This window comes from Arthrobacter sp. H35-D1 (genome assembly GCF_030063185.1).
Lineage (GTDB): Bacteria > Actinomycetota > Actinomycetes > Actinomycetales > Micrococcaceae > Specibacter.
The window spans coordinates 29908-42104 of sequence record NZ_JASISP010000005.1; the positions used below are offsets into that span (position 1 = coordinate 29908).

General features: G+C 63.6%; 8 protein-coding genes. 3 read left to right on the forward strand and 5 right to left on the reverse strand.

The annotated features are described in order from the left end of the window. Positions 1-3: 3 nt before the first annotated feature. Genes cydC through QMG25_RS08050 form a run of 3 tightly spaced genes read right to left on the reverse strand, consistent with a single transcriptional unit; the run spans position 4 to position 6271 of the window. Positions 4-3567 carry a thiol reductant ABC exporter subunit CydC gene (cydC, locus tag QMG25_RS08040; RefSeq protein ID WP_283459068.1) on the reverse strand — a complete coding sequence of 1188 codons (3564 nt, stop codon included), beginning with the start codon at positions 3565-3567 and terminating at the stop codon, positions 4-6. A gap of 1 nt (position 3568) precedes the next feature. Beyond that, the gene (gene cydB, locus QMG25_RS08045) at positions 3569-4630 is read right to left on the reverse strand and encodes a cytochrome d ubiquinol oxidase subunit II (RefSeq protein ID WP_283459340.1); all 1062 of its coding nucleotides are present in this window, start codon (positions 4628-4630) and stop codon (positions 3569-3571) included. Between the two features lie 60 nt (positions 4631-4690). After that, a complete protein-coding gene (locus QMG25_RS08050) occupies positions 4691-6271 on the reverse strand; it encodes a cytochrome ubiquinol oxidase subunit I (protein WP_283459070.1) in 1581 nt (526 codons plus the stop codon). A 186-nt stretch (positions 6272-6457) separates the two neighbouring features. Between QMG25_RS08050 and QMG25_RS08055 the strand changes: the two genes are divergently transcribed. Then, positions 6458-6832: a BlaI/MecI/CopY family transcriptional regulator gene (locus QMG25_RS08055; RefSeq protein WP_283459072.1), complete on the forward strand. Its 375-nt coding sequence runs from the start codon at positions 6458-6460 to the stop codon at positions 6830-6832. Between the two features lie 69 nt (positions 6833-6901). Beyond that, positions 6902-7852: a M56 family metallopeptidase gene (locus QMG25_RS08060; RefSeq protein ID WP_283459074.1), complete on the forward strand. Its 951-nt coding sequence runs from the start codon at positions 6902-6904 to the stop codon at positions 7850-7852. 86 nt (positions 7853-7938) lie between these two features. Here the strand turns inward: QMG25_RS08060 and QMG25_RS08065 are convergent, their stop codons facing one another. After that, positions 7939-10050, reverse strand: coding sequence for a DNA gyrase/topoisomerase IV subunit B (locus tag QMG25_RS08065; RefSeq protein ID WP_283459076.1), 2112 nt, complete (start codon positions 10048-10050; stop codon positions 7939-7941). Positions 10051-10246: 196 nt separating this feature from the next. On the opposite strand from QMG25_RS08065, the gene QMG25_RS08070 reads away from it, so the two are divergent. Next, positions 10247-10471 carry a DUF7455 domain-containing protein gene (locus QMG25_RS08070; RefSeq protein WP_283459078.1) on the forward strand — a complete coding sequence of 75 codons (225 nt, stop codon included), beginning with the start codon at positions 10247-10249 and terminating at the stop codon, positions 10469-10471. 307 nt (positions 10472-10778) lie between these two features. On the opposite strand, the gene QMG25_RS08075 is transcribed toward QMG25_RS08070, so the two are convergent. Then, a complete protein-coding gene (locus tag QMG25_RS08075) occupies positions 10779-12044 on the reverse strand; it encodes an RNA polymerase sigma factor (protein WP_283459080.1) in 1266 nt (421 codons plus the stop codon). Positions 12045-12197: the final 153 nt, after the last annotated feature.

The following is a 12197-nucleotide window of genomic DNA, read 5'->3' on the forward strand; positions in this document are numbered from 1 at the left end:
AGCCTAAACGCCTGCTCCCTGGCGCACCATGCCTGCCTTGCCCGTTCCTGCGCCGCCCGTTCCTGCGCCGAGCACCAGGTGGGTGTCGCCGGCCGCGGCCAGTTCGGCGTCGTGCGTCACCAGGACCACGGCCGCACCGGAAAGGGCGACACGCAGGTCCGCCACCAACTCCCCCGCCTCGTCTTCGCCCAGGTGGGCGGTGGGTTCGTCAAGAAGCACGACGTCGGCCCCGGCCACGAGTGTGCGTGCCACCGACACACGAGTCCGCTGCCCACCCGAGAGATGATGTCCGCCGGGGCCCACGCGCGTGCCAAGCCCCAAAGGCAGCTGCGCCAGCCACGGGCCAAGACCCACCACGTGCAGGGCCTGCTCCAATTCGGTGTCCGTGGGAGGCGATGCTGCGGGCCGGGCCAGGGCCAGATTGGAGCGGAGCGTTGAATTAAACAAGTAGGCGTCTTGCGGGCACCAGGCAATGCCGCCGAGGGTTTGGGCCGATGCCGGCCTTTCGTTGAGCAGGTACCGCCCGCTTTCGGGTTGGAGGAAGCCCAGCAGAACGGCCAGCAGGGTGGACTTCCCCGAACCCGAGGGCCCGCTGACGGTCCACCAGTTTCCCCGCTGCGTGCCACCGCCGACACCTGTGAAGACCGCTTCGTCGGTGTTCGGGTAGCGGGCGGTGATGGACTCGACCGCCAGTTCCAACACAGGATTCTCCGCGGCGGATCGCGCCACGGAGTCCCCCGGCTCGATGACCGTGGCGGGCGCGGCAAGCAGGGGGAGCGTCCTGGCCATCAAGGCCGACAATGCAGGCAGCGCCGAGACTGCTTCCAGGTATTGGCCCAGTGGTTCGGACAGGGCCAGCATGAGCAGGGCGGCCACAGCTACGGCGCGCGGATCCGTCCCTGCGGCAATGCCGGCCAGGGTGACCGCCACGGCCGCCAGGCCTGTCACGAAGAAAACGGCACCCTGGCCCAGTCCGTCGGACCAGGCCAGGCGGCGCAGCGGCTTTGCCACGGTTCCGTCCGCTGCGCTGAACTTGGCTGCCTGGGCGGCACCCACACCGTTGGCTCCCAGTTGCTCGGCGGCGGCAAACAGGGTTGTCACCCGGCCGGCCAGCCAGATGCGATGCACGGCAGCAGCCGCCGAGGCGCGCCGCTGCGCGGCCAGAACCACCAGCGGCAGCACCAGCAGGCCAAGCACGCCCACCACCGCGACGATCCACGTGACTTCGGGAACCAGCATGGCAAGGGCCGCCAGGATGGCGCCATAGGAAATGACGGCGGCAGGGATGGGCACCACCGCACGCGGCACGGCGTCGCGCAGCTCGTCCACATCCGCCACGAGGGTGCCGAGGGCGCCGCCCGAGCGGGTCAGCTTGCCCCAGTGCAAGACGGAGGACCCGAGGGAGTCCCACAGCTTCAGGCGGAGTTCGGCGGCCCAACGGAACACGGCGTCGTGGGTCAGCAGACGATCGCAATAGCGCAGGACGGAGCGCCCGATCCCGAACGCCCGCACACCCACAATCAAGGTCAAGAGGTACAAAATGGGAGGCTGCTGGGCAGCCCACACGATGAGCCAGCCGGAAATTCCCGACAGCGCCGCGGCACTGAGAGTGGCCAAGGCGGAAACCAGCACGCCTGCAGCAAACCGCGGGGAACGCAGTGGAAGCAGCCGCAAGTGGCGCCACAGCAGGCGCGGGCGACGGGCCTTTTCGGCCTGCCGTTGTGCGCTCTGCTGGACGGCGGGTTCCGGCTCCCAGGCTGCAGGGAGCGCTGGCACAGCAAGCTCTGGCACGAGGAGTTCCGGCACTGCGAGTTCCGGCACCGCGAGTTCCGGCGCAGGGAATGTTGGCTCCGGGAGTGGCTCGGCACCCAGCATCGTTGCCAGGACCTGATCGTGTGTGGCCACCACAACGGCCACGCTGCCGTGCTGGTTGGCCAGGGCCCGGCGCACGGCAGCGGCGGAAACAGGGTCGAGGTGGGCTGTGGGCTCGTCAAAAAGCGCCAGCTCCACGCCGGGATCCACTGCCATGCGGGCCAAGGCGCGGGCCACTGCCACCCGGCGCAGTTCACCGGGGCTGCAGTCCACCACCGTGCGCTGCGCCAAATGTGCCGCGTTGACATGGCCAAGGGCCGTCAGGAGCGTCTCGGTGTCCGTCTTGAGCTGCTGCGGTCCGGCGGCGTACAGCTCCACTTCCGCCAACACGGTGTCCTCCGTGAAGGCTGGGTGTTGGGAGACATACACAAGGGACTCCCGTGAACGCACAAACAACTGGCCACCCGTCACGGCGCCGTGTTCCCCGCCGACGGGAAGCGTCCCTGCAATCGCGGCCAAAATGCTTGACTTGCCCGTGCCGCTGGGTGTTGCCAGCACCAGTGCCGCACCGGGCATGAGCGTGGCCGAGAATCCGTCAACGGCCGGCACGCCTCGTCCCGGATACTGCACCGATAGGTCCCTGGCCAGCAAAACAACCTTGCCGTCCCCAGCCGGCACGTCGGCGTTGGGCAGGTCGGCGTTGGGGACGTCGACGGCCAGTGGGTCCGCGGCAAGCACCTCGACGACGGGCGCGTCGGCAGCAGACCGCGGAAGCTCGGCGTCGAGAATTTCGGCGTCGAGAATTTCGTTGACGCGGCGCAGGGCTTCCACGCCGTCTTCGCTGCCGTGGTGGGCCGCCCCGACGTCGCGCAGCGGCCTGAAGCACTCGGGTGCCAGCATGAGCGCCAGCAGTCCGGCCTCCAGCGTCATGCCGCCGTCCACGAGCCTGACGCCGATGAACACCGCCACCACCGCCACCGAGATGGTGCTGATCAGCTCCAGTGCCATGGAGGACAGAAAAGCCGTGCGCAAGGTCGCCATGGTGGACTTGCGGTAGGCCTCGCACACATCGGACAGGGCTTTTCGCTGCGCCGATGCGCGGCGCAGGCCCACCAGGACGGGCAAGCCCCGAGCCAGTTCAAGTAGGTGGTTCGAGAGCCTGTCCAAGCCGCGGGCGGCCATTTCCACCCGTTCCTGGGTGTGGAAACCGATCAAGATCATAAACACCGGAACGAGCGGCACTGTCAGGACCACGATGAGCGCGCTGACCCAGTCGGAAATCAGGATCTGCAGGCCGATCATCAATGGAAGCACGGCACAGGTGACAAGGGCCGGCAGATAGGCGCTGAAATAGTTGTCAAGGCCGTCGAGGCCGCGGCTGGCCAACATGCCCTCCGCCCCCACGCCTTCGCGACTTCCAGTTGCCCCGCCGCTCCCACCGTTGTTGCCGGGACGGCCGGCGAGGCGGTGCGCCACCAATTTGCCCCGCAACTCTTCCTTGGCGCCGAGCGCGGCGCGCCGGGCCATGATGGCCTGGCCCCACACCGCAGCTCCCAGAAGCCCTGCCCCCACACTGCCCTGAACAAGCAACTTGACCGGGTCAAGGGTGGACCCGGACGCCCACTGGCCGAGGGCATGGGCCAAGGCTCCCATGAGCAGGACGAGGGCCACGGCCTTGACGGCGGCCAATCCGGCCAGGCCTGCCAAGGCAACTCGAGTCGACTTGACATCAGGGAGTGCGGGGCGGGGGCTCATGCTACGCCTTCGTTCCTTCGCTTGCGAGGGCCTTTTCAGGGGCCACGGCCGGGCCAAAGTCCAACGGCTCGGGCAGGTGTGCCACCGTGATGCGCTTGCGGAAGACCCAGTACGTCCAACCCTGGTAGGCGAGCACGAGCGGAACACCCACTGCGGCCACGATCGACATCAGGCCCAGCGTGTAGCTCGAGGACGAGGCGTTCTCCACTGTCAGGTTCCACAACGGATCCAGCGTTGAGGGCAATACCACGGGGTAGACGGCGCTAAAGATGGCGGCGGCACCGGCCAGCAGGAACACGCCCATCCCGAGGAAGCTGAAGCCCTCTCGATCGGCACGGTTCGCCCGCCAGGCGGCCACAGCTGCTCCAACGGCGACGGCAAGGAGTATCCAGCTGAACCACTTGCCATGTTGCACGGCAACGGTGATGGCCCACAATGCCAGCGGCAGCAGCCCAACGGGCATCCAGCGCCCGACGAGGCGGCGGGCGCGGTGGCGGATGTCGCCGTCGGTCTTCAGCGCCACAAAAGCCGCTGCGTGGATCAACGCAAAGCCGACCACGGCAAGGCCGCCCAGCACGGCGTACCAGGTAAACCAGGCAAAGGGTCCGCCGACCCTGTCGCCGTTGGCGTTCAGCGGCAGTCCCGTGGTGGTCAACGCCAGCATGGCGCCGATGCCGAAGGCTGCCACGAAGGAGCCCAGCGCAATGGCCCAGTCCCACGTCTTCCGCCAACGGTTGGAGTGCACCTTGCCGCGGTACTCAAACGCCACGGCGCGGAAGATCAGGCCCAACAGGACGAAGACCAGCGGAATGTACAGTGCTGAAAAGAGCGAGGCGTACCAGAATGGGAAGGCGGCAAAGGTGGCGCCGGCGGCTGTCAGCAGCCACACTTCGTTGCCGTCCCACACGGGACCGACGGTGTTGAGCAGGACGCGGCGTTCCTTTTCATCACGGGCGAAGGTCTTCATGAGCATGCCGACGCCCAGATCGAATCCTTCGAGGAAGAGATAGCCAATCCACAGCACGGCAATGAGTATGAACCATAAAGTAGGCAGAAAATCCATCATTTGTCCTTTAGTTCCAGCAGCTCGTCAAGGGCAGTGCACGGTGGGAGGTGCGGAAGATCAATACGCAAACGCAAGTACATCGTCCTCATCCTCCCCACCGGGGCCGCTGCCGCCGTCGGGCCGGGTCGTATCCAGCTCCGGCATGGCAGAGACCACGCCGCCGCGGATGTACTTGGTCAACAGGACAACCTCCACCACCAGCAACACCGCGTACACCGTGGTGAGCGTCACGAGGGAGAAGATCACCTCCCCTGCCGACACCCCGGGGGAAACGGCGGAGGCAGTGAACATGAAGACCTGGTCAACCCCGCTCATGGAGGGGTTGGGTGCAACCACGAACGGCTGGCGGCCCATCTCGGTGAAGATCCAACCGGCCGCATTCGCACCAAAGGGTGCCAGCATGCCCACAAGCGCCAGCCGCATCAGGGGCTTGGAACGCGGCACCGTACCCTTGCGGGTGACCAACAAGGCGATGCCTGCCGCCATTGCGGCGAGACCGCCGAAGCCGATCATCATGCGGAAGCCCCAATAGGTGACGGGCATGATCGGCACGTAGTTGATTTCCTGGCCTGCACGGTCGCCGTACATCGGATCGTCGGGCAGGTATTTGCCGTACTTTTCCTGGTATTCCGGAACAAGGGTGTTGACTCCCTTGATCTCCGTGGTGAAGTCATTGTGTGCCAGGAACGACAGCAGTCCGGGCACCTCCATGACCGCCACCACATCCGAGCAGTCGCGACTGCCGACATCTCCGAGCGAGAGCACGGAGAAACTGGTCCCGTCGTGGCAGGCGGCCTCCGCTGCGGCCATCTTCATGGGCTGCTGTTCGAACATCAGCTTCCCCGACAAGTCACCGGACACGGCGGACCCGGCAAAAGCAATCATGGCCACCACCGCCCCAATGCGCAAGGACTTGATCCAGACGGCGTGGTCCTTCTTGTCCCGGCCGGCGATGGCGGCGGATTCACCCACCACCACACGGCCTTGGGCGTCGACGGTGTCGATCCCATCCTTGCGCCGGCGCCACAGCTGGTACCAGGAAATGCCCAGCAGGAAGCCGCCGGCCACGGCCAGGGCGCCGGTGATGGTGTGGAAGAACGCCACCATGGCAGTGTTGTTGGTAAAGACCGCCCAGGCGTCCACCATTTGCGGACGACCTTCGATCATTTCCACACCCACGGGATGCTGCATCCAGGAGTTGGCCACGAGGATGAAGTAGGCCGAGACGATCGATCCGACCACGGCGATCCAAAGGCAGGCCAAATGCACCTTGGCCGGCAATTTCTTCCACCCAAAGATCCACAGGCCCAGGAAAGTGGACTCCACAAAGAACGCCAACAACGCCTCCATGGCCAGCGGCGCACCGAAGACGTCGCCCACAAAGCGGCTGTATTCACTCCATGCCATACCGAACTGGAACTCTTGGACGATACCGGTGGCCACACCCATGATGAAGTTGATAAGGAACAGCTTGCCCCAAAATTTAGTCATCCGCAGGTATTCTTCTTTACCTGTTTTAAGCCAGCGCGTCTGCAGGATGGCCACCAGGGTGCCGAGTCCGATTGTGAGCGGCACCATCAAGAAGTGGTACACCGTCACGATGCCGAACTGCCATCTGGCAATTTCCAGAGCTTCCACTAGTTACCCCTCGTTCATGTAAATGTGCGGGCCGTTGGAGTGCAGTACGAAGACAACTTTCTACGTACTGTAGAAGTACTATTTCTACCCCGTGTAGAACTTTGTTGTCAAAACCTGTACATTTATAGCTGTTGGTGTTTGATGCGCCACAACTCAATGCCGGGCAGTGAAATCAGAAGGATGTAAATGGCAACGCTTGGAGATCTCGAGAGGGCGGTCATGGACCTGCTGTGGGAACATCAGGAAGCCATCACGGCAAACACCCTGCGTGACCTGCTCACCCAACGCACCACGGGCGACGATACTGTTGCGGCCCGCCCGCTCGCTGTCACGACGGTCTTGACAGTTTTGTCCCGGCTGGAGAAGAAGGGACTTGTTGAGCGTGAGCGCTCTTCACGCCCGCACCGCTACCACGCTGTCACAAGCCGCGAAGACCACACGGCTGAATTGATGCTCGAGGTACTGGGCTCGGCCCCGGACCGCGAAGCCGTGTTGGCCCGTTTCATTGGAACTGTCAGCTCAGGTGAAGCGGAAACCCTGCGGAAGCTGCTGGGACGATAGCTGGGAACACGGTCCTCGGTGGCGTCCCTCGGCACCGGCCGGCCAGCAGGACACGGTAAGTTGTAGAACATGTTTTGGACCTCCTGGTTCCTCGCCATCCTTGCCGTTGCCTTGGCTTGGCCGGTTCCCGTTTTCCTTGCCCGCGCGGCTTGGCCTGCTCGGGCCCCTGTTGCTGCCATGGTGTTGTGGCAGTCCATAGCGCTGGCTGGCGGCCTGTCCATGATTGGGGCCATGCTCTGCTACGGACTGGTGCCGCTGGGCGACAACCTTGCCAGCGGCCTGCAGGGGTTGGCACAGATTGTTGTTGGCCGTCAATCCCTTGACACGCTGGGCTTGGTCCACGCCTTTGCGCTGAGCGCCGCAGCACTCTTGTCCGCCCATCTGATCTTCACGCTGTGGCTGACGTTCTTCCGCATTGAGCGCCAACGGAGACGCCACCGCGACTTGCTCAATCTACTCAGCTCCCCCTCCATCGACAGGCCCGACACGCTTGTCATCAGCCACCAGGCTCCCGTGGCGTACTGCCTGCCCGGTGGCTCGCGTTCCGTCACGGTCCTGTCTGAAGGGCTGCTTGACTTGCTCAGCCCGGAGGAACTGCGCGCCGTGTTGTTGCACGAGCAAACCCACCTGAGCCAGCGCCACCACCTGCTGTTGTGGTCCTTTGCCGCATGGCGATCCGCCCTGCCGTGGCTGCCGACCTCAAAGCTGGCCCAACATGCAGTGTCCTCGTTGATTGAGATCCTGGCAGACGAGGTGGCCTTGCGCTCCGTGAGCAAAGCCACTCTCGTCACGGCAATTGCGCTGGTGGCCAGCGGCTCCGCGCAGCTGCCAGCAGATTCGCTCGTTGCAGACAATGCGGCGAAGATCGACACCCCGGAAACCACCTCCGCCCGGCTGGGCAGGTTGCTCGCCCCGGCACCGGCCTTGTCGGCCGGCAGACAGGGACTTGTTGTCGCAGGGGCCTTGCTGCTCCTGGCCCTGCCAACAGCGCTGCTGCTGGTGCCCGGCATCCTGGCTTAGGCCGGCCCGGCGCAAGCTGCCGCAACTTGAGCCGGGCCAACCTCCCACCCCCGACGAGGACGTTGGGGAATGGGAGGCTGATTGCGCTACGCGTCGATGCGTTCCTGGTCCAACAAGTCGCTGCCCGCGACGATGAACTCCTTGCGTGGCGCCACTTCCGATCCCATCAACAGCTCAAAGGTGTGCTCTGCCCGGTCCGCATCCGCCGTCGTGACACGGCGCAGCATCCGATGGCGAGGATCCATGGTGGTTTCCGCCAGCTGGTCGGCATCCATCTCCCCCAAACCCTTGTAGCGCTGGATAGGCTTCTTGTATTGCTTTTTGGATTTCTCCAGCTTGCTCAGCAGGTCGTGCAGTTCCTTCTCAGAGTAGGTGTAGACCATCTCGTTCGGCTTGGAGCCTGCATTGATGACTTCCACCCGGTGAAGTGGCGGGACGGCCGCATAGACGTTGCCGGCGTCGATCATGGGACGCATGTAGCGGAAGAACAGCGTCAGCAGGAGCGTGCGGATGTGGGCCCCGTCCACGTCGGCGTCCGTCATGAGGATCACCTTGCCGTAGCGGGCCGAGGCAAGGTCGAAGCTGCGCCCCGATCCTGCCCCCAGGACCTGGATAAGTGCGGCACACTCGGCGTTGGCCAGCATGTCGCCCACAGACGCCTTCTGGACGTTGAGGATCTTGCCGCGGATGGGTAGCAATGCCTGAAAGTCGGAGGACCGGGCTCGCCGGGCCGTGCCCAGGGCGCTGTCGCCTTCGACGATGAAAAGTTCCGTCTCGGCAATGTCGGTGCTGCGGCAGTCTGCCAGTTTCGTGGGCAGCGACGAGGATTCCAGAGCCGTCTTGCGACGTTGGGTTTCCTTGTGCACGCGGGCCGAAATGCGGGACTTCATTTCCGAGACAACTTTTTCCAGCAAGGTGGCGGCTTGGATCTTTTCCCCGCGCGCGGTGGATTCCAGCTTGGCCTTCAGTTCCTTCTCGACGACCTTGGCCACGATGTTCTTGACCGCCGGCGTGCCAAGGATTTCCTTGGTTTGGCCTTCAAACTGGGGTTCGGCCAGGCGCACGGTGAGCACGGCCGTCAGGCCGGCCATGACGTCGTCCTTTTCGATTTTGTCGTTGCCGGCCTTGAGCTTGCGTGCATTGGTTTCAATGACTTTGCGGAAAGTTTTCAAAAGGGCTTGCTCGAAGCCCTCCTGGTGGCGACCGCCCTTGGGCGTGGCAATGATATTGACGAAACTGCGCATGGTGGTGTCGTAACCGATCCCCCACCGCAACGCGATGTCCACCTCGCAGTCGCGCTCAATCGCGGTGCTCTCCAAATGGCCCTGTCCGTTCAGGACCGGGACCGTCTCGGTAAAGGTGCCATGGCCCTGCAGCCGCCAAATATCGGTGACGTCACCGCCAACGGAGAGGAAATCAACAAATTCGGAGAGGCCGCCGTCGTGGTGGAAAAGTTCCTCGTGGGTGGCAAATTCCCCCGGCGTACCTGCCAAGCGTCGCTCGTCCACAACCTTGATTTTTAGGCCTGGGACCAAGAAAGACGTTTGGCGGGCACGGGAAACAAGCTCCTCGTAGGAGAATTTGGCGTCCTTCGTAAAAATTTGCGGGTCGGCCCAGTACCGGATGCGGGTGCCCGTGACCCCACGCTTGGTGCTGCCAACAATGTCCAAGCTCGAGGCCTCGGTGAATGGCGCAAATTCCACTGTGGGGCTCAGCGTCCGCCCGACGTCCTTGAAGTGCCCGGGTTCACCACGGCGGAAGCTCATTTGGTACGTTTTCCCACCCCGGTCCACCAGCGCATCCATGCGCGATGACAGCGCATTGACCACACTGGCGCCCACGCCGTGCAGGCCACCGGAGGCTGCATAGGAGCTGCCGCCGAACTTGCCGCCGGCATGAAGCTTCGTCAGCACCACTTCCACGCCAGACAACCCGGTTTTGGGTTCGACGTCCACGGGGATGCCGCGACCGTCGTCGTGCACCTCGACGGAGCCATCCTTGTGCAGGATGACGGAGATGTTTTGCCCGTACCCGGCGAGGGCCTCATCGACTGAGTTGTCGATGATTTCCCACAGGCAGTGCATGAGGCCCCGGGAGTCGGTGGAGCCGATGTACATGCCCGGGCGTTTTCTGACGGCCTCCAGGCCCTCCAGGACGGAAAGGTGGCGGGCGCTGTAATCGGAACTCTGGCGTGCCACGTGGACATACTCCTTCAAGTTTTTTGTTGGCCGGTCTCTACCAAGGTTAATGGGTGCGCCGACATTTGCCGGCCAAGCATGGCTGCGTTGTCCCCTGTTGCCGCGGATACGCGGTTAGCGAAAGTTGCCCGCGGAGGGAAGCAAGTCCAAGAAAAAGTGGTTGTATGAAGTACAAGACCTAATGAAGGAGGCCATCATGACCACCACGACCGTCACCAGCCCTCAGCTGACCACCCTTGATCGCTGCGACCGCTGCAGTGCCCAAGCCTATGTGCGCGTGGTCTTGGAATCCTCCGGCGGTGAGCTGCTCTTCTGCGGCCACCACGCCCGCGCAGTGGAATCCACACTGAAGCCCTTGGCTTCTGAATGGTACGACGAGACAAGCCGGCTGAACGAAAAAGATCCGCTGCCCGTCGAATAAGACCTCGAGCCAACATGGCCGCCTGAAAGTGAAGGGCCCTGGACATCCAGGGCCCTTCACTTGTTTAAGACTGGCCCACCCTGGCCAAACATACTGGAGGCCGCAGGTGGGCCCACGACTCCGAGGGGCCCCAATGCCAGCTCGCTAGCCACAGTACCTGGGCCCCTGCGCCCGAGGTAGGGCGTGGGTGGGCCCACGATTCCGAGGGGCCCAATGTCAGCTCGCTAGCCAACGCATATGGGCCCACGCGCCCGAGGGGCCCCAATGGTGAACGCGCCAGCGGACACCATTGGGGAGGGCGTGGGGACTAGTCCAGGTAGTCCCGCAGCACTTGCGAGCGTGAGGGGTGTCGCAGCTTGGACATGGTTTTTGACTCTATCTGGCGGATGCGCTCACGCGTCACCCCGTAGACCTTGCCGATTTCGTCTAAAGTCTTCGGCTGTCCATCGGTCAAGCCAAAGCGCATGGCAACGACACCGGCTTCACGCTCGGAGAGAGTGTCAAGCACCGAGTGCAGTTGTTCCTGCAACAGGGTGAACGACACGGCATCGGCAGGCACGACTGCTTCGGAGTCTTCAATTAAGTCGCCGAACTCGGAATCGCCGTCTTCACCCAGGGGTGTGTGCAGGGAGATGGGTTCGCGGCCGTACTTTTGGACTTCAACAACCTTTTCAGGGGTCATGTCCAGTTCCTTGGCCAACTCTTCGGGTGTTGGTTCACGGCCGAGGTCCTGAAGCATCTGGCGCTGGACACGTGCCAGCTTGTTGATGACTTCCACCATGTGCACCGGGATGCGGATGGTGCGGGCCTGGTCGGCCATGGCGCGCGTGATCGCCTGACGAATCCACCACGTGGCGTAGGTGGAGAACTTGAAGCCCTTGGTGTAGTCGAACTTCTCAACCGCACGGATCAGGCCCAGGTTGCCTTCCTGGATCAAGTCAAGGAACAGCATGCCGCGGCCTGTGTAGCGCTTGGCCAGGGACACGACGAGGCGCAGGTTGGCTTCGAGCAGGTGGTTCTTGGCGCGCTTCCCGTCGTGCACGATCCGGACGAGGTCGCGCTTGAGCTGATCGTTCATCTTGGCGCTGATGGTGTCGAGCTTTTCCTGCGCGAACAGGCCGGCTTCGATACGCAGCGCCAGATCAACTTCCTGCTCGGCGTTGAGCAGTGCCACCTTGCCGATTTGCTTCAAGTAGTCCTTGACGGGGTCGGCGGTTGCACCAGCTGACATGACCTGCTGGATGGGAGCATCGTCATCGTCCGAGTCGGAGTAGACGAAGCCTGAACCGGTGGCGACGGGGCGCTCCGGCTTGGATTCGTCCCGCTCTTCGTCTTCGGCGGTAGGCTCGGTGGCGGACTCGTCCTCGACCTTGGCTTTGCTTCCCCGCCGAGCGGCCGGAGCCTTCTTGGCTGCGGCAGCGGGTGCGCCCTCACCGGCGGCTGCAGCAGCAGCCTTCTTGGCGGCGATCGTGGCGGCGCGCTTCTGTGCTGGTGTCAGCGGCACGGTGGCTGAAGATGCGGGGTCCTCGATCTCCTTGTTTGTGGAGACTTTGCTCTTGGCAGTAGCAGACACAGAAAACCTTTCTTACGGCGGTCTGTGGAGTTACCTTCGGGCAACACCACTATGACCCTGTCAAGTCCATGTTGCTTGGCGCACGACATTTGCTTGGAGGGTCAGAGGGTATAACTCCCTCTGCGGCGGTATTGTTCCCGCCGGCCTGGAAAA